The organism is Bradyrhizobium liaoningense (assembly GCF_018130955.1).
GTDB classification, from domain to species: Bacteria; Pseudomonadota; Alphaproteobacteria; order Rhizobiales; family Xanthobacteraceae; genus Bradyrhizobium; species Bradyrhizobium liaoningense_C.
The window spans coordinates 78,751-95,651 of record NZ_JAFCJM010000026.1; the positions used below are offsets into that span (position 1 = coordinate 78,751).

The 16,901-nt window shown below is 59.7% G+C and carries 13 protein-coding genes and 7 pseudogenes; 11 read left to right on the forward strand and 9 right to left on the reverse strand.

The window, feature by feature from the left end:
- The first annotated feature begins 29 nt into the window (after positions 1–29).
- Positions 30–548, forward strand: coding sequence for a DUF3788 domain-containing protein (locus tag JQ632_RS21740; protein WP_212404612.1), 519 nt, complete (start codon positions 30–32; stop codon positions 546–548).
- A gap of 58 nt (positions 549–606) precedes the next feature.
- Positions 607–780, forward strand: a pseudogene (locus tag JQ632_RS21745) (IS5/IS1182 family transposase); the annotation flags it as partial.
- Positions 781–804: 24 nt separating this feature from the next.
- On the opposite strand, the gene JQ632_RS21750 reads toward JQ632_RS21745, so the two are convergent.
- From JQ632_RS21750 to JQ632_RS21765, 4 genes are all read right to left on the reverse strand, one after another.
- Complete coding sequence (locus JQ632_RS21750) at positions 805–987, reverse strand: hypothetical protein (RefSeq protein WP_212404613.1); 183 nt, start codon at positions 985–987, stop codon at positions 805–807.
- Between the two features lie 713 nt (positions 988–1,700).
- Positions 1,701–2,324 carry a hydrolase gene (locus JQ632_RS21755; RefSeq protein WP_212404614.1) on the reverse strand — a complete coding sequence of 208 codons (624 nt, stop codon included), beginning with the start codon at positions 2,322–2,324 and terminating at the stop codon, positions 1,701–1,703.
- Between the two features lie 59 nt (positions 2,325–2,383).
- On the reverse strand, positions 2,384–2,866 hold the full coding sequence (locus JQ632_RS21760) for a Rid family hydrolase (RefSeq protein WP_212404615.1): 483 nt from the start codon (positions 2,864–2,866) through the stop codon (positions 2,384–2,386).
- A 216-nt stretch (positions 2,867–3,082) separates the two neighbouring features.
- Positions 3,083–3,496, reverse strand: a complete 414-nt coding sequence (locus tag JQ632_RS21765) for a cupin domain-containing protein (protein ID WP_212404616.1) — start codon at positions 3,494–3,496, stop codon at positions 3,083–3,085.
- 469 nt (positions 3,497–3,965) lie between these two features.
- Here JQ632_RS21765 and JQ632_RS40485 point away from each other — a divergent pair.
- The 5 genes and pseudogenes from JQ632_RS40485 to JQ632_RS40490 all read left to right on the forward strand — a co-directional run bounded on the left by JQ632_RS40485 (position 3,966) and on the right by JQ632_RS40490 (position 9,791).
- Positions 3,966–4,937, forward strand: a pseudogene (locus tag JQ632_RS40485) (IS110 family transposase).
- Between the two features lie 426 nt (positions 4,938–5,363).
- A pseudogene (locus JQ632_RS21780) lies at positions 5,364–5,769 on the forward strand (transposase); the annotation flags it as partial.
- 784 nt (positions 5,770–6,553) lie between these two features.
- Positions 6,554–7,609, forward strand: coding sequence for a cyclopropane-fatty-acyl-phospholipid synthase family protein (locus tag JQ632_RS21785; RefSeq protein WP_212404620.1), 1,056 nt, complete (start codon positions 6,554–6,556; stop codon positions 7,607–7,609).
- 437 nt (positions 7,610–8,046) lie between these two features.
- Positions 8,047–9,525 carry an MHYT domain-containing protein gene (locus JQ632_RS21790; RefSeq protein ID WP_212404621.1) on the forward strand — a complete coding sequence of 493 codons (1,479 nt, stop codon included), beginning with the start codon at positions 8,047–8,049 and terminating at the stop codon, positions 9,523–9,525.
- The gene (locus JQ632_RS40490) at positions 9,432–9,791 is read left to right on the forward strand and encodes a hypothetical protein (protein WP_212404622.1); all 360 of its coding nucleotides are present in this window, start codon (positions 9,432–9,434) and stop codon (positions 9,789–9,791) included. Before JQ632_RS21790 ends, JQ632_RS40490 begins: the two co-directional genes overlap by 94 nt.
- Positions 9,792–11,033: 1,242 nt before the next feature.
- Here the strand turns inward: JQ632_RS40490 and JQ632_RS39555 are convergent.
- The 4 genes from JQ632_RS39555 to msrB are packed head-to-tail and all read right to left on the reverse strand — an operon-like array spanning position 11,034 to position 13,291.
- Positions 11,034–11,852, reverse strand: a complete 819-nt coding sequence (locus JQ632_RS39555; RefSeq protein WP_249152396.1) for a hypothetical protein — start codon at positions 11,850–11,852, stop codon at positions 11,034–11,036.
- Complete coding sequence (locus tag JQ632_RS39560; protein WP_249152397.1) at positions 11,789–12,313, reverse strand: beta-propeller fold lactonase family protein; 525 nt, start codon at positions 12,311–12,313, stop codon at positions 11,789–11,791. The genes JQ632_RS39555 and JQ632_RS39560 overlap by 64 nt, the downstream gene beginning before the upstream one ends.
- Positions 12,314–12,323: 10 nt before the next feature.
- The gene (gene msrA, locus JQ632_RS21805) at positions 12,324–12,836 is read right to left on the reverse strand and encodes a peptide-methionine (S)-S-oxide reductase MsrA (protein ID WP_212404623.1); all 513 of its coding nucleotides are present in this window, start codon (positions 12,834–12,836) and stop codon (positions 12,324–12,326) included.
- 2 nt (positions 12,837–12,838) lie between these two features.
- Complete coding sequence (gene msrB / locus JQ632_RS21810) at positions 12,839–13,291, reverse strand: peptide-methionine (R)-S-oxide reductase MsrB (protein WP_212404634.1); 453 nt, start codon at positions 13,289–13,291, stop codon at positions 12,839–12,841.
- Between the two features lie 349 nt (positions 13,292–13,640).
- Here msrB and JQ632_RS39565 point away from each other — a divergent pair.
- Positions 13,641–13,900, forward strand: a pseudogene (locus JQ632_RS39565) (hypothetical protein); the annotation flags it as partial.
- Between the two features lie 303 nt (positions 13,901–14,203).
- On the opposite strand, the pseudogene JQ632_RS21815 reads toward JQ632_RS39565, so the two are convergent.
- Positions 14,204–14,599 (reverse strand): annotated as a pseudogene (locus tag JQ632_RS21815) (transposase); the annotation flags it as partial.
- Positions 14,600–14,725: 126 nt separating this feature from the next.
- Between JQ632_RS21815 and JQ632_RS21820 the strand changes: the two are divergent.
- The 3 genes and pseudogenes from JQ632_RS21820 to JQ632_RS21830 all read left to right on the forward strand — a co-directional run bounded on the left by JQ632_RS21820 (position 14,726) and on the right by JQ632_RS21830 (position 16,798).
- Positions 14,726–15,343 carry an NYN domain-containing protein gene (locus tag JQ632_RS21820; protein ID WP_212404625.1) on the forward strand — a complete coding sequence of 206 codons (618 nt, stop codon included), beginning with the start codon at positions 14,726–14,728 and terminating at the stop codon, positions 15,341–15,343.
- A gap of 206 nt (positions 15,344–15,549) precedes the next feature.
- Positions 15,550–15,996: pseudogene (gene groEL, locus JQ632_RS21825) on the forward strand (chaperonin GroEL); the annotation flags it as partial.
- Between the two features lie 364 nt (positions 15,997–16,360).
- A pseudogene (locus JQ632_RS21830) lies at positions 16,361–16,798 on the forward strand (DUF3788 domain-containing protein).
- The last annotated feature ends 103 nt before the right edge of the window (positions 16,799–16,901 follow it).

The following is a 16,901-nucleotide window of genomic DNA, read 5'->3' on the forward strand; positions in this document are numbered from 1 at the left end:
CCGCCGGACTATGAACACGAGGTCTTTCGATGATTTTACCTGCCGGTACGCTTCCCCAAGTCGGCGACAGGATCACCGACAAATCAGCACCGCCCGATGACAGCGCCGTACGCAAATGGCTCGGACCAGATGCGTTCGAGCATTGGGCTGAGCTGCGGAACTGGATCGACGAATTCTACCCTGGAATTTTCGCGCCGGACTGGCTCTACGGTGGCAAGAATCGCGGTTGGTCTCTGCGCTACAAGAAAACCAAGGCGTTCTGCACCTTGGCGCCGGAATACCGAAGGTTTTCGGTTGTCGTGGTGATGGGTGGCGCAGAACGAGAGAAGTTTGAGGAGCGGCGCTATGTCTGGCGGCCGCAATTGGTCAAGCTCTACGATGAAGCCAAAACATACATCGACGGGAAATGGCTGACGGTTGCCGTCTCATCGGTAGATGATCTGCATGATGTGACGAAATTTCTGACTATGAAGCGCTCGCCAGATGTATCGTCGGCATCACACAGCAATTCAACATCACGGTCGTCGCGGAAGGCGTCGAACCGATAGCTAACTGCGTGAAAGAGTCGTCGTTCAGGTTCATGCGGCAGGATTCGTGAACACAGAGACGCTCGAGCATCCGTTCGGTACGATGAAGGCACGCATGGGAGCGACGCACTTCCTGACCAAAACGCTTCCAAAAGTAGCCACCGAGATGGCTCTATCCGTCCTGGCCTACAACCTGACACGGGTCATGAACATCGTCGGGGTCAAGCCGCTGATTGCTGCAATCGCGGCCTGAGACGCTCCTCCTCCTTTTTGCCACTCAGTGCCGATCCCCTCCAGGACGTTTCGCTCTTTTTACGATGCCTTCCGCGCGATCCGCTATCGTGGTGAGTTCGCGGCTGAGTGTGGCAAAAAACTCTCGCTTCTCTTTTGTTTCGGCTTCCGCACTAAGGGTCGCGCACTCAGCTGCCTGATCGCGCAGCTGTGCCAGATGCGCTTTCATATCCTACGTTTCCCTGCCGTCCCGTGCTTACCGCTAAGCGTCACGATATCAGGATGCCACGAGGCCCCAAAGGCGAAAAGCGCCTCAATCGCGATGAAGGTCGAAGGCCGCCTCGGTTGGCGGCCTCTTTCATATCAAGCCAAGTCTGCGATGTCGCCCTGTTGTCCTATCGGCGAACTGGCGGCACGTCCCGCTGAGGTCCGCTTAACGGGGTACAACGGCCGAGATTTGCTCACTCTGAGTTCTTCGCATTTTGACCCGGTGCGGACCTGCGAGAATTTGGACCCGGATTCTGTTCCGGCCGTGGTACCGGCTGATCGCACGCATCGGCGAGACCGGTGTTGACGAATATTTCCTGGACCCCAAGCCCGTCCCAAGCACCAGCCCCCAGGTCTACAGGGATCAGTTCACCGCTCGACGCAGCGGCGAGATCTTCCTGTACGTAAACGATGGGGTGATCGGTCTGCCTTGGCTCCACGACTGGTTCTATCGGGGAGAGCGTCACCGCGGAAAGGCTAATGTGACCGTCAGACTCCTGTAGATAGGCGTGGCCGTCGATTGCATCTTTTCGGTGCGCTCGCGCAGCTCGCGGCGTGGACTACGGTGGTCATTCCTGGGCCCCAAGCGGACCCGCTCGACTGATAAGCTTTTGCTCGACCTGCGCCCGGGGCACGTGGCGCGGGAATAACTCCGATGGATGATCGGCGCGTTTCTTACGCGGGCTTGATCATATCCCGCGCATAGGCCAGGCCGATACCGTAGCCGCCGCCATGAGCCTCGACGATCGCTCGCGCTCCATCGTAGGTCGCATGCCGGGTCCAGTCGCGTTGAAGCTCCGGAAGCACCTGGATCCACGACGTGGGCTTCGCTCCCGCAACTTCCATGCGTCGCAGCGCCAGATCGTGACTGACCGGAGTGAGCCCGCCGCAAGCGTCGCCGACGACATGTACCTCATACCCAGCGGCGAGAGCGGAGAGCACAGGAAAGGTCACGCACGCCTCCGTCAACAGTCCCGAGAAGATCAGCTTCCGTCGTCCAGTCGCCACGATCGCGCCGCGCGCAGCGTCGTCCTCCCACATGTTCATGTTGCGGCGATCGATCGCGACTACTTCGGGAATCGCGGCCTGAATTGCGCGCATCAGGGGGCCGCTGTAGACCTTGGTGGCGGACGTGGACACCACGATCGGTATGCCGAAAACAGCGGCAGTGCGTGCTAGAGCGATCACGTTGTTCAGAAGCATTTGGCGATCGATCGATCCCACGCCGAAAGCAAGTCCGGCTTGCTGATCGGCCAGCACCAAGGCGCAATCCTTCGGCTCGATCAGGTTATCGGACATTGTTCTCTCGGTTTTAGGTCCTTGGGTCACCATTTTATTAACCCCAAATCGGGGATTCATCACCGCGGCTTCGCTTCTACTCCCGGCAATATAGCCTTGAAGGTGATTTCGATGAGCTGTTGAGGAAAGGCCAGTCTCGCCACACCGATCAGGTTGCTGGCGCACTGAGGTCGTGCTGTGCCGTAGGCCTCCTTGCGCACCTTGCCCGCGACGGCGAATGCGGCGTCGACATCGAGGACATAGCACGTCTCCTCGACGACGTTGTCCAGCGTTGCCCCGAAGCGCGCCAAGAGCTTCGCCGCATTGGCGTAGGTCACCCGCATCTGCTGTTCCATCATCGAGAAGTCGGCCGACTTGCCGGATTCATCGAGAGAAGCAGGCGCGATCAGGTTCCCCTTTTCGTCGTGGCTGAGCTGGCCGGAGACATGGATCGTGTCACCAACCTTGATCGCCTGCGCGTATCCGTAGGCATCTTCCCATGGCACACCGAAATAGGTGGCTTCTTTGCCATTCAAGGCCGCCTTTACGTCCTTGCTTTGCATATCGAGCCTCCTGGCGTCTCAATCTCGCATCGCGTCTCGGTGGCGGCACTGAATTCGGTGCGACGATGCTTTGGAGCGTGACCTTGCAACGCCGGCGAGGGAAATCACCTCTCGCCATAGAGTCGATAGACGATCGTTATTGCCGCCGCGTGATGCCGTCGCGAGGAAATGCCACCAGCCGCATCAAAACCGCTGCACACTTTTTCGAATCAAGCTCTAGGCGAGCGCTATGCCGAAATCGGCTGGGTTGGGCTCCTTGCCGTCCTTTGGAACCAAGAAGCGCTCCAACCCACCCGGCACGAAGCTGACGAGCAGAGTCGCCTGGTCGCCGACCACCTCGATCGTATGCGGCACACCGCGGGGAAGAGCCGCGTAGGCGCCCGGCCCGACCTCGACGCGGGTATCGCCGACCCGCGCGATGAGCTGCCCCTGAATCACGAAGACTAGCTCGTCCTCGCGCGAGTGAGTGTGCAGCGGCGGCTCCTCGCCGGCTCGGACGTTCCACAGGACAGCGCCATAGTCGCCTCCGGATTGGCCGCTCTCCACTTTCAACTCAATGGTTGAGCCTTTGCTCAAAGTCACCGTCTGACCGCCCTTGGGCGCCGTGAGAACTGGCTTCTGGACTGGCATTTCTAACCTCCTGTTGTCGACTGTCGATTGTCGCGCTTGCCTCATGGCCCAGCCCGACCGAACCGCCCGATGCTGTGTGCCACAGCACAGCGGCCTTAATTGCATACTGCGAATTGGGTGGAGGATGCCGCCGCCGCCCGAGAAAGGGAAATGCCGTGTGACTATCTATCCGATAACCATTTATCATGGACCCCAATTCGGGCGGCGATTGCGTCGCGCGGCCGTTGCCTGCTGCGGTTGCCCTGGCCACTTCGCCGTATCTTCAATCCGAGTTCTCTTCATTGCCCTCAGATTCCGCCGGGATGTAGGTGCACGGCAATGACGCATGCGATCGAGGGATAGAGCACACAACTCCTGAGGGAAGGGGCTGCTTCTGATGCTGTGGACGGCTCCTCCACCGGCACGAGAGTGCCAAGGAGTGGGCGCCGTTTGAGGCTCCCACGATTCGGAGTAGCAAGCTAGGCAGTCAATTTCCACGATCGGCCTGGATATCGCGAAGTCGGTCTTTCAGGTGCATGGCGTTGATGCCGCCGGCCAGGTGGTCGTACGCGTCAGTTGCGGCGCCGGCACGTCCTGGCGTTTTTCCAGAAGCTGCCGCCATGCCTGGTGGGGATCGAGGCCTGCGCCTCATCGCGCCATTGGTCCCGTGAGCTAGAGACATTGGGGCATACGGTGCGGTTGATGCCTCCGGCCTATGTGAAGCCCTACGTCAAGCGGCAAAAGAACGACAGCACCGACGCGGAGGCGATTTGCGAGGCGGCCACGAGACCCAACATGCGGTTCGTGCCGACCAAGACGGTCGAGCAACAGAGCTGTCTGATGCTTCGTCGAGCGCGCCATCTCCTCATCCGCCAGCGGACTGCTGTGATCAATTCAATCCGCGCCTATCTGCCGAGTTCAGGATTGTGGCCCCAGTCGGGCGCAGGGGTGTCGAGCAACTGCTGGAAGTCGTCGCCGATCCAGCTGAACGCCGGATCCCAGAGGTGGCCCGCGCGTGTCTTGCGGCTCTCGGCTGCCATTTGCGGGTTCTGAAGGCCCACATCCTGGAGTTCGACCGACGCATCAACGCCTGGCATCGATCACATGCGACGAGCAAACGGCTGGACGCTGTCCCCGGCGTCGGGCCGGCGCTGGCCAAGCGCTAGTCACGAGCGTTGCCGATACCAACGCCTTCCGATCGGGGCGGGACTTCGCGGCCTGGGTTGGACTCGTACCGAAGCAGAACTCCAGCGGAGGCAAGGACAAGCTTGGCAGTATCAGAAAGCAAGGCGATCGCTATTTGCGCAGCCTGTTCACGGCTGGCGCGCTCGCCGTGATCCGCTATGTCAAGATCCATGGCACGGGGCATCGGCCTTGGCTTACGGGACTGCTGGCGCGCCGGCCCACCATCGCGCCGGACATCCGGTGTGACGTAACGGTTGGGAGGGCGAACAGCACGTAATGCAGCGCCGGTCGATCCGGCGATCAGGACACCCCACATGGGCCATGGCATCATCGAATGCGTGCTTTTGACCGGGACCTGATCCGCGGAGGGCATTATGGCCAGCGGTCACGTGAGCCGCGCTAACAGGCCGAACACATGGCTGCTCCGACCAATGCTGCGACGTGAAGATTATTCTTGCCAACCTGGAGCCGTCCACACACGGCCGTGGGCTGAACAATGAACGAGCCGTCACCACATCCGCTATCTGCGGAAGACCGGACGTCGTACGATGCTGCGCTGACCACCCGCTATTGCCCCACCGACCGATGGGATGTCACCTGTGACACCCGGCCCCCGAAGGCAAAGCTGCAGCTTTGACCGTGGCTGTGTGAAAACATATTGCGGCTGTTATGATTCTCCCGTGATTCTGGGGGGGGGGAATCGATGCGGCGCTTCGTTGAAGAGGCGGATCGTGGGCAGCGGACGCTGTTGCCAGAAGGTCTCGATGACTTCATTGACGAGAGCACCCCTGTTCGCGTGATCGATATATTTGTCGATGCGGTTTGGCTGAGATGGGCTTTGAGGGTGTAGAGCCGGCGGCCACCGGTCGACCGTCATACCATCCCTCGGTGCTGCTTAAGCTTTACATTTACGGCGATCTGAACCGGGTGCAGTCGAGCCGGCGGCTGGAACGAGAGGCCGGGCGGAATGTCGAGGTGATGTGGCTGCTGGGTCGGCTCGCTCCCGATCACAAGGCGATTGCAGACTTGCGCAAGGACAACGGCCTAGCACTGCGCAGGTCTGTGCGCGCTTCGTCGAGCTCTGCCGAGAGATGGGTCTGCTGGCGACGGCGTGTCCCAGTCGGCGGCATTAACTAACGGCCTGCAGCCTCACAGCCAAAAAGAATCCTTCTAAGCTGGAACGATTCTAAGCCGCTTCGCATCGCGGTGCGCAAGTCCGCCTCGGCGATTCGCCCTCCACGGCGATCCTCTTGCTCGGCTGCGCGCGGCTCGCCGCCAACAAGAGACGAAAGTCGGGCACTCCGACAGGTCTGGTTTTGGGGAGGTGGTCGGCTTTAAGGGCGAGCGCCATAGACCTTCGTATCGTTCCATGCCCACTTTGGATGCCCGACGATTGCCTACGTTCAATTGAACCGCTGATCGCGATCGTCTTAGGCTGCATGCGGTGGAAAATCGCACGGGCTCATGAAGTGCGACGGCGAAAAAAGGACGATCGACGGACCGCTCAAAGCTCGCTCCCTTAGGTTGCCTTCCGGTGGAATACGCCCCCTTCCGTCGGAAGGTCTAAGGGCGGTGAAGTCCCCCAGCTTCACCGCCCGCTTTTTCACTTGATCGAAAATACCAAGAGGAAACTACAATGCCCAACTACTCCCAAAGTGGCAGACCCGCGTGATGCGCAGTTTGTGATGGCAAGTTTGGTCTCGTCCGGCACTACTCGTGGCGAACGCCCGCTTTGCTGCAAGAAGTGCGTCGATCGCTTCAGAACTCGCAAGGAGAGTGATCGCATCGGCGCAGTGACACGAATGACCCAACCCGGAAATACGCGGCACTGCTGTGATTTGAAAAAATTGCAACGCGAGTTCGCAGAATTCTTCAGCTATCACAGGAGCAACCTTGAATATTGCTCTAATATCTCAGTTGGTAGCGGCCGCCCTCGTCGCGTTGTGTGTGGCATACAACTTGTTTCATTACGTACTTTTTCTTTTGGTGACCCGACCAAAGGACGCGAGCAAGATCGGCCACCAGCTGAATGAATTCGAGCAGCGCCAACTGATTGAGTGGACACCAAAGCCGAACGACTTTCTCAAGCATGACGACGAAAAGCGCACATATGATGACGTGTTCGGCACGTATCGCGACGAGCAATCGAACTACAGCACGTGTGTGTTTCCCCGATTAGCATTTTCGCACCCTTACGAGGCCGAACGTGCACTTTTGAAGCCAAAAGACGGGATGCGATTCCTGGATCTCGGATGCGGCTCCGGCGCGGCAGCCGAATACCTCGCCAGGCGGAGCAATATCGAAATTGTGTGCGTGACCAATTCATCTGTGCAGGCGGAGATCTGCCGGCGGAAATTTGCGAGACTTGGCGGGCGTGGACAGGTGATAGTCGTCGATTTTGACAGCCTCGATCTCCCGAATGAACATTTTGATGCCATCTATGCGCTCGAGTCGATTGGCTACACCAAAGACCTGGACGCGTGGCTAGCTAGATGCTGGCGGATGCTCAAGCCGGGAGGACGGTTGCTGATCCGTTCGCCGGGGTCGCTGGATCATTGTCGCCGTACCAAGGATTACCTGAGTGTCACCGCCTTCTTCGAGAATTGGCGCTACAATTTTGTCGGAGCCAATCTTCTCGTCTACAAGATGCGCCGACTTGGCTTCAGTCCAATCCACTATCGGCGACTACCATTCTTGGCCTGGGGAGTAACCTGGAACTTCATTCAACACATGCTCTTGTGGAAGTACCGGCTAAAGATGCGCACATTCGTGGAACTGGAGCGAATCATTTGGCGCACGTCGAAGGTGTTTGTGTTTGGCAACCCGTACAACACGGTGCTGGCCACCAAACCCAAGGCACCATCTTGCTCCCAAACTCACACATCGGAAGCAGTGGCTGGCGTTGCCGAGATTGATCACGAGGTCCGCGCATCAATACCAGTCTCATGATAATCGCGGTGTTCCGCGTGTATCTGCGATCCTCCTGGCCGGCAAGCGGATCGAAGACGAACAGGCCCGAACTTGGGCCAAAGCAGCCGGAGCGATGAACGACTGCCATCCGACAGACGAGGTGCGCGCATTCATGATACGAGCACAGCCGATCGCCACCCAAACGCCGGCTTCGGGCGTCCGGCCACGGCTGCGCGGGGTTCTGGCGGCAGCTGGTGGCCCATCGAACCGGTGCCGCCGCCGACAGTGCAGATAGCGCGCCTCGCTTGAGACAGCCTCGCTGCCGAACTATCGTCTCCCTTGAGGGAATCCTTGCCCCATCGTACTGGCAATTGCCCTTGCGTGACGCAATCGTAGGGGCCGGCATCCGGGAATGTCGGTTGTGATGCCTCGGATGGTGCCTCGCTCGTCTCTGCTCCGAAATGGGGACGGTCCCGATGGTCGTTACCGCAACATACAATCCGTATCTCGTTGCCCTGTCCATCCTGGTCGCTGGCTTCGCGTCTTACACGGCCCTGGATCTCGGCGGACGCGTGGCGCTGGCCCAAGGACCCACGCACCGCATCTGGTTGGTTGGTGCCGCGCTCACCATGGGAGGCGGCATATGGTCGATGCACTTCGTCGCCATGCTCGCCTTCATGCTGCCGATGCCGGTGTCCTACGATCTCGGCTTGACTTTCCTTTCCCTCGTGCTGGCGATCCTGGGCACGAGCGGCAGCTTCTACTTCATCAGTCGCCCGGGCGGCTTATCCCGCCCCCGCCTCGTCCTCAGCGGCGTCTTCATGGGGTTCGCCATCCTCGCCATGCACTACACCGGCATGGCGGCCATGCGGGGGCCCGTCGATTTGAGCTACGACCCCCTGTGGGTCGCGCTCTCCGTGATCGTCGCGATCGGCGCGGGGACGGCGGCGCTGTGGCTGGCGTTCGGAACCAAGGACCCTGGGCAGAAGCTCGCCGCCGCCATCGTCCTGGGCTTCGCCATTTCCGGCATGCACTACACCGGGATGCGGGCGGCCATCTGTACCGCTCCCGCCACGACGGAGGTCGCCCAGGAGGTCACGACCCTCGATCGGACCCCCCTGGCGCTGGCGATCGCCGGTTTCGTGCTCGCCGATCTAGCCGCCCTGTTCGCCTCCGTGCTCAAGCGCAAGCGCGCCGACGAGGCCTTGCGTCAGACGCAGGCGGATCTTGCCCACATCCAACGGGTCACTGCCATGGGAGAGCTGGCGGCCTCGATTACACATGAAGTCATGCAGCCGCTCGGGGCGGGAGTGAACAATGCCGGGGCGGCCTTGCGCTTTCTGAATGCCCAGCCCCCACATCTGGACGAGGTCCGGGAGGCGCTTGGTTGTGCCATCAATGACGGAATGCGTGCGGCCGAGATCATCGGCCGCATCCGTACCCTCATGAAGAAGCAGCCCCCGCGGAAGGATGCCTTGGAGGTCAACGAAGCGATCGTTGAGGTCATTGCCCTGACCCGTGGCGAAGTAATGAAGAACAATGTCTCGGTGCAGACGCAACTCGCGGAGGGCTTGCCGCTCATTCAAGGAGATCGAGTCCAACTGCAGCAAGTGATCCTTAACTTGATCATCAACGCCGTCCAAGCGATGAGCGGTGTCAGCGAAGGGTCGCGCGGGTTGCTGATCGGCACTGGGAAAGATGCATCGGGCGGAGTGATCGTCGCCGTGCAGGATTCTGGCCCGGGACTGAACCCGGAGAGTTTTGAACGCCTGTTCGACTCATTCTACACCACCAAGCCCGGCGGCATGGGCATGGGGCTGTCGATCTGCCGTTCGATTGTCGAAGCTCACGGCGGACGCATATGGGCCACCCCGAACGCCGGGCCAGGCGTCACCATGCAATTCACTTTGCCGATCAACGATCATGCCACGGCATCCGTGCGTCCGGCTGCGTGATCTTCACTACTATTCAGAAATTCTCCCCCGCCGCCGGCGAGATGGCCTACCCGGTGCTGTCTAATAGGCGGAACATCGTTGTCATCGCCGATGAGGCACATCGGAGCCGGTATGGTTTCCAAGCAGGCCGGAGTAGCCATTCCGGGAAAACATGCTCGTCGTTGAACGGCCCTTCCTCGGGCTTTGCTCCGCAAGAAGCAGCAGTTCCCGATGCAGATGTCGCCGATGAACGTCGGGTGCTGAAAAAGATGACCTTGCCGTTTTGATCGACGATCGAACCGTCACTGTCTTAGTCCACACCTTTCGTCGTTCCAATCTGACGCTACAACGCGCCATCCGTTCGCCCGTACATCCTCATTCTACATGTCCATTCTACAGATTCGCTCTGATTCTCCTTCACTTCGGTCCGGTTTCGCTTCGGCTTGCGGGTCCATCGCGTCATTTAGCTGCGCTGCAGAATTTGGTCGCTATCGGTGCATACCGGACTCTGGCAAGCCGCCCGACCGGCAAATTTATGATGGGAAAAAACACAATAGAATCAATGCAAACCAGGATAGCTACCTCAGTTCAAGCCTGGCTGGCAGCTGACGACTGTCATCCAAAGCAGTGGAGCGAGCCGCACATGGCGGTTACTTCGCTGTGAGCGCGTGTTGACCAATGACAGGTACCGGTGCTTTCCACATCCCCAAGCCCTAGCGACTTCCCCCAAGTTAGATTCGGCGCGCGAAGGGCAAGCCCGTCGACTTCAAACAGCTTCTCCGGATGGAGCCGGATTCCGGAACGACCAATCGGCCTGCAAATTTTGACCCCTCATCGGCGCCCAACTTTGGCTCTGACTCAATGTTGATGACGGAGCGAACGCGCCGCCGATACAGGCTGCAGTCGATCTCATTGATCAGACTCTCGATTTTGAGGAACGTGGTTGCCAACGGAGGCACCAGTTGTCAGGCATTCACAGCAATCTTTTGTCGGGAAGGCTATCTTGTTGATCTGACTCATTGAATGAATATTCTGCACGACGACACGTCATCAGAATTGCGTCAGAGCCCAACTTTGACCCCGTCGCGCGGCGCGGTTTGACGGTAGCGGTCGGATGCGTTCTCCCGATCACCACCGGTGCCGGCGGCGTGGTCACCGATTGGAAGGGTGGGCGGCCCAGAATGGCGGCCCCCCTACGAGCATTTCGAAGCTCGCGAGCGTCGCTCGAAGCTCACCGGTCATGAGGCAGCCTGATCATGTACGAACTCGACGAGAAGATTGCGCTCACCTTCAACCCGCTCGTCAGCGCACAGCGCCCCGTGGCACCGTCGCGATGCTCAACGAGGAGATCGCTAAGCTCGACGAGGTCGAGCGTCCAACCGTACGAGAGGGAAAACTGCGCCACGGTATCTTGCGATTGACTGATTTGTGCGGCAAGGCTGCAAAGGGCCGAGAGCGCGTCTGCCAGACCTGATCACAGTGGGAGTAGCTGGATCTTGCCTGGTCGACCGCGCTCCGTCGGTTGATGTCTAGAATCCCGCGAGGCCCTGGGGGCTGTTGTAGGGGATCGGGTTTCGACCAATCTCCGTCAGTCTGCCGCTCGTCTTGTTGAGATGGTAGCTGACAAGCACCTGGGCATTTCCAAAGATCTGGTAGAAGTACTGGTCGTCGGGAGTCAACCAGCTGTCGCTGGGTCCGCTGCTGACGAGCCCGTTCACAGCGCGGAAGGTACCGTCGCCCGGTATAGCGTTGTTGGCCGGGTCCTGGAGAAGGCTCAATCGGCCGTCTACAAGCCGGTAGGTCGAGACCGTTCCGTAGCCGAAGTTGGTCGCGAGCACCAGCGAGTTGTCAGATGTCACCTGCAGCCAGCAGAGCTCAGATGGCTTCCCGAGCGCGGTGTCGATCGGGGCCAACGGACCGTCGGTCACGCGACCCTCGCCATTAATGCGGCTCACTAGCACGCCGTCTCCTACCGCGAAACCGTTCAGGAAGGTATCGCGACTCCGGTTGAGGAAGGCGATGTAGAATGGCCCCGCGCCGCCGGCATTGGCGAAGGAAGCCTCACCGAGTGCGCCGTCGTCGCGCACCGGGAAAATCACGAGCCCGTCTGGATCGGGGGCGTTCGCCACGACCAGATTTGGCGACCCGTCCGGATTGACGGCTGGACGAGCGTCGAAAAGAATATCGACCAGCAGGAAGCGGCCGTCGGGCGACAGGACAGCTTGTGTGGACACCCGATCGGTCTTTGTCGCGGTATTTACCGAAGCGCGCTCCGGGCGCAGCTTCAGCTTGCCGTCCTCGGCAACCGTGTATGACCGGAGATGGTTGGGGCCGAAGGCATGGAGCACGTATAGAGTTCGACTTTGGGGCGGTAGGCGAGCGACTTCGCCGTTCCGCTGCGCCCGATTACGGGCTCGCCAGTCGGTTGCCGATCGATCAGTGTCAGCTTGCCGGCTGGACTCACTCGGAAGCTCGTCACGCTGTTGTCGCCGCCGTTCGTCGTGAACAGCAGGGTGTTGGATTCGGCCAGGATCACGCTGCCAGCGCCCTCGAATGCGTTGGGCGCGCTCATCTGGCCGCTGATCGGCTTGAAGACGCCCGACCCAGCGCCCCCGGTAGGGATACTCTCGAGTAGTTTGAGTTGCCCATCCGCGTTGCGACCGAAGTGGATGATGCGGTTCTGGGTTTCATTGGTCTGCACGTAGACATGACCTACAAGCTCCGAAGCGCGTGCTTCTATTTGGAGACTTGCGAACAGAAGCAGCACCAGCGGTATAAGGAAGAGATTCGACGATCGCGGGCGAGCCATATAATTCTCCTTAGGCGCTAGTCCTGACTGGCAGCTTCCAATGCGGGCGAACGAAGTGGCAGGTGTAGCCGTTCGGATAGCGTTCCAGGTAATCCTGGTGCTCGGGCTCGGCCTCCCAGAAATCGCCGGCGGGTGAAAGCTCGGTCACAACCTTGCCTGGCCACAGTCCTGACGCCTCAACGTCGGCGATGGTGTCCTCGGCGACGCGGCGCTGCTCCTCGGTCGTGTAGAAAATCGCCGACCTGTAGCTTGTGCCTCGGTCGTTTCCCTGCCGGTTCAAGGTCGTCGGGTCGTGGATCTGGAAGAAGAACTCGAGCAACTCTCGGAAGCTCGTCTGACTCGGGTCGAACACGATCTCGAGCGCTTCGGCGTGCGTGCCGTGGTCGCGGTACGTTGCGTTCTTGACGTCGCCACCCGAGTAGCCGACCCGCGTCGAGACGACACCGGGCAGGCGCCTTAGCAGTTGCTGCATTCCCCAGAAGCACCCTCCTGCCAGGACTGCGCGCTCTGTAGTCGCTGCCATCGTCAGGCCTCCAGTTTTGAGAACAGCGTTGAGTACTTGCCGTATCCCTCGCTTTCTAATTGGTCGCGGTGGATAAACCTCAAGGAGGCCGAATTTATGCAGTACCTCAACCCGCCCTCGTCGCGCGGCCCATCTGGGAAGACGTGGCCAAGATGGCTGTCGCCGTGCTTGGAGCGAACCTCGGTCCGCGTCATGCCATGCGAGCTGTCAACGTTCTCGGCGACATTTGCGGCCTCGAGGGGCCGCGTGAAACTCGGCCATCCCGTTCCGCTGTCGAACTTGTCGAAGGACGCAAAGAGCGGCTCGCCGGAAACCACGTCGACGTAGAGACCAGGCTCCTTGTTGTCCCAATATTCATTGGCGAAGGGACGCTCGGTCCCGTCAGTCTGCGTGACGCGGTACTGCTCGGGAGTCAACTTCGAGATCGCTTCGGGATTTTTCCTGTAGGTCGGCATTCGCCGTACTCCGTTTTGTTCTGCATTGAAGTCCCAATCACAGAAGTCTGCGACAATCGTCTCGACCTTTCCTTTGGCGCAATCGATACGGGGGTCGATCAAAGTCTCATTGACGTCGAAATCAGCGTGGAGAGTCTTTCCACCGTTCCATTGACCTTTCGCGGACTCGAATTGCTGATAGGTCATTGACTTCCGCAATTCCCGTCCATGTTGCGACGAGCCACGGCAAACCGCCAATTCCTTTCTGGAATGCGTTCGATAAACTCCTCGGCTACGTCGTCGTGACCCGTGCTAACCGCCCGGAACGAGCAGGCGGGCGGAAGGATTCGTCCCGGCAGGGGTGATCTCTATGCTGATGACGAAGGAGAGATGGCCGGCAATACGGACCCTGCGTGGCTGGGCCATTTTGGCGCTGAGCGACGCCGGCGCCATCCGCGATTGCGAGGAGCACGTTGGATGCAGGACCGAGCCGACCCTCATACCCGCGACCGCGCGTTCCAGATCGCCCGAGAGGCGCCGCCGCCCGGCGTCTCGCTGGCGGCAGCAGCAGCCGCGATCACCGAAGTATTGGACTCGATCGGCGATACGTGTCCCGAGTGTCCACCGGACTGCAGCAAATGTGCGAAGGCCGCGCGCCGGCCGTCAGCCACGCTTCTGCAACTGATGTCGCGCCCCCGCCAGGCCGCTCCGGAGCTGATACAAGGGTTCAGCTCGTTACCGACAGCCTGCGAGGCTCGCTCTTGTCTACGAGGTCGACGTTCATAGTCGCCTCACGATGGCAGTCCGAAGATCGGGAGCTGCTATCTATCAGGCGCGTGCTGCAGGCACAGAGGTTGCAGCGCAGTCATCCCGACCTCGTCCTCGCAGGACGTCGTCCCGCCTTTTCGGCGGATCCGCTGAATTGCTAATTGATCATGCGGTCGCCTCCTCGCGGGTCCACCGGAACTCGCTTCCATCTGCCCAGATCCGATGCATCACGATCGCTAATTTTCGTGCGACTGCCACGACTGCTCGGCGAAGGCCACGTCGCTTGGCCACCCTTACACCCCAGGCTTTCAATGCGGACCAACGCTGGGTGCGGGTTAGAAGTGCAAGCGCGGCCTGATAAAGTATGGTTCTGAGCATCACATCGCCGCACCTCGAAATAGCGCCATTCCGATCGGTATCCCCTGATGCGTATTTGCGTGGTGTGAGGCCGAGATGCGCGCCAACGTCGCGGGAGCGCTGAAAGCGATCCGGGTCGTCAATGGTCGTTAGAAACGTGATTGCCGTCAGTGCACCAACGCCTGATATTGTCATGAGCTCTTGTGTAGGACGCCGTACTGTTCACGCAGCGCGGCTCGAGCCACAAGCATTGGGCGCAGCAACTTGAAATAGTACGCCGCGAACCGGGCACCCTTCAGCCTGGCATGAATGAACGCAGGTCACAGCTTGATGCCCTCCAGCTCCAGCAAGATCGCGCTGTTCATTGACGGTTCCAATCTTCACTCGACCGCAAAAGCGCTTGGCTTCGATATCGATTACAAGTGCCTGCTCAAGGAATTCGAAAGCCGGGGGACGCTCGTTCGCGCGTGCTACTACACGACTATCAGTGAGAGCCAGGAATATTCCTCGATCCGCCCGCTACTCGACTGGCTGGCCTACAACGGGTTTACCGTGGTGATGAAAGCCACGAAGGAATTCGTAGACGCGAGCGGCCGTCGCAAGATCAAAGGCAACATCGACCTTGAACTTACAGTCGATGCGATGGAGCTCGCAGATCGCATCGACGAAATGGTGTTGTTCTCGGGACAAGGTGATTTTCGTCCGCTGGTGGAGGCGGTGCAGCGTCACGGCGTCCGTGTTACCGTCGTGTCCAGCCTCGCCACTCAGCCGTCAACGATCGCCGACGAGCTACGACGGCAGGCCGATGTCTTTTGCGATATCAGGGAACTGCAGCCAAGGATTGGGCGCGATCCTTCCGAGCGAGCGCTATCTCGTATTGCGCGGGATCAAGCGCCGCGGTCCATGCAGCGCGCGATCGCGCGGTCGGGTGATGATGACGATGACTAGCGAGACACGCGGAATTGAGGAGAAGTACGGAGAAAGGGATCGGATTCTGGCATCCATGACTAGGGAGACAGAACAAGGCCGACGGGTTACTTTCGAGCACGCGCTACCCGTGCACATGATGGCATCGACGGCGACTGGCGTCGATGTTTGCTCGGATGACGCAAATGCTCCACCACGCGGCCGAACTAGCCTCTCGACGAGCGCGGCTGATTACGGTCAAAGAAGCGAAGTCGCTCCAGACCGAGCTCGACGTGGTCCAGGGCATGCAGTTCGACCGCGGCCACATCTCGCCCTACTTCGTCACCAACGCCGACAAGATGCGCGTTGAGATGGACGATACCTACATCCTCATCAACGAGAAGATGCTCCCCTCGCCGAACGAGCTGCTCCCACTGCTCGAGGCCGTGGTGCAGACCGGCAAGCCGCTGATCATCGTGGCCGAGGACGTCGAAGGCAAAGCGCTCGTCACCCTTGTCGTGAACCGCCTCAGCGGCGACCTCAGGTCGCTACCGTCAAGGCCGCCGGGCTTCGGCGATCGCCGCAAGGCCATGCTGGAGGACATCGCGATCCTGGCCGGCGGTCAGCCGATCTCGGAAGATCTCGGCATCAAGCTCGTGAACGTCACGCTCAACATGCGCGATCGCGCCCCGAAGCGGCGAATCCGCCACATAGACGATATCGCAATTACTGATGTCTTCTCGACTTTTTGGATGCGCAGCCAGACGATACGGGTCGCGCCGAACAGACCCGGATCAAAGTCGAGTCGACGACGCCTCCTCCAAGCACGTGCCGAAAGTCCAAATTACGTATCCGCGAATCCGCGGCCTGGATTTCTTCTTTGACGGACGATTTGCCTGCGCCTCAAATGCCGGGCCGAGGACGGAAGAAATATCGCGCGTAACACCGATTAGGAACGCAAGAATTTGCGCCGCAGAGATCAAGGTGCAGCCCGCCAAAGTCTTACCGAACCTTGCGAGATGTGATGTAAAGGAAAGCGGCACGGACCAGTCTCCCCAGATCGGCGACAGGATCACGGAAAAATCAGCGCCGCCCGATGACAACACTGTCCGCGAACTGGGTCGGGCCGAAGGCGTTCGTGCATTGGGCCGAGCTGCGGAACTGGATCGGAGCATACTACCCCGGTGTTTTCGCGCCGGATTGGCTCTATGGCGGCAAGAAGCGCGGTTGGTCTCTGCGCTATAAGAAGTCCAAGGCTTTCTGCACCTTCCTACCTGAATATAGGCGGTTTTCCGTCCTGGTGGTCTTAGGGAGAGCAGAGCGAGAGAAATTTGAGGAGCGGCGTTATAGCTGGCGCTCGGATTGGTCAAGCTCTACGATCAAGCCAAAACATACCCTGACGGGAAATGGCTGTCAGCTGCTATCTCTTCCGCAGCTGATCGACATGATGTGACAGAGCTCTTGATTATGAAGCGCCCTCCACCGTCACGCGTTTGAATGTCAACGACAAATTACCAGATCGGTTCAATACCCGAGATTCTTCATGGAGGCCGATGCGCTTCATTCGGTGCAGACGACCTTCGCTTGCACCGCAGGCGAT

Bases quoted from the DNA above. Each gene is read 5' to 3' on its own strand.
- JQ632_RS21740 (WP_212404612.1), top strand. From the start codon at position 30: ATGATTTTACCTGCCGGTACGCTTCCCCAAGTCGGCGACAGGATCACC.
- JQ632_RS21750 (WP_212404613.1), bottom strand. From the start codon at position 987: ATGAAAGCGCATCTGGCACAGCTGCGCGATCAGGCAGCTGAGTGCGCG.
- JQ632_RS21755 (WP_212404614.1), bottom strand. From the start codon at position 2,324: ATGTCCGATAACCTGATCGAGCCGAAGGATTGCGCCTTGGTGCTGGCC.
- JQ632_RS21760 (WP_212404615.1), bottom strand. From the start codon at position 2,866: ATGCAAAGCAAGGACGTAAAGGCGGCCTTGAATGGCAAAGAAGCCACC.
- JQ632_RS21765 (WP_212404616.1), bottom strand. From the start codon at position 3,496: ATGCCAGTCCAGAAGCCAGTTCTCACGGCGCCCAAGGGCGGTCAGACG.
- JQ632_RS21790 (WP_212404621.1), top strand. From the start codon at position 8,047: ATGGTCGTTACCGCAACATACAATCCGTATCTCGTTGCCCTGTCCATC.
- JQ632_RS40490 (WP_212404622.1), top strand. From the start codon at position 9,432: ATGGGCCACCCCGAACGCCGGGCCAGGCGTCACCATGCAATTCACTTT.
- JQ632_RS39560 (WP_249152397.1), bottom strand. From the start codon at position 12,313: ATGGCTCGCCCGCGATCGTCGAATCTCTTCCTTATACCGCTGGTGCTG.
- msrA (WP_212404623.1), bottom strand. From the start codon at position 12,836: ATGGCAGCGACTACAGAGCGCGCAGTCCTGGCAGGAGGGTGCTTCTGG.
- msrB (WP_212404634.1), bottom strand. From the start codon at position 13,291: ATGCCGACCTACAGGAAAAATCCCGAAGCGATCTCGAAGTTGACTCCC.
- JQ632_RS21820 (WP_212404625.1), top strand. From the start codon at position 14,726: ATGCCCTCCAGCTCCAGCAAGATCGCGCTGTTCATTGACGGTTCCAAT.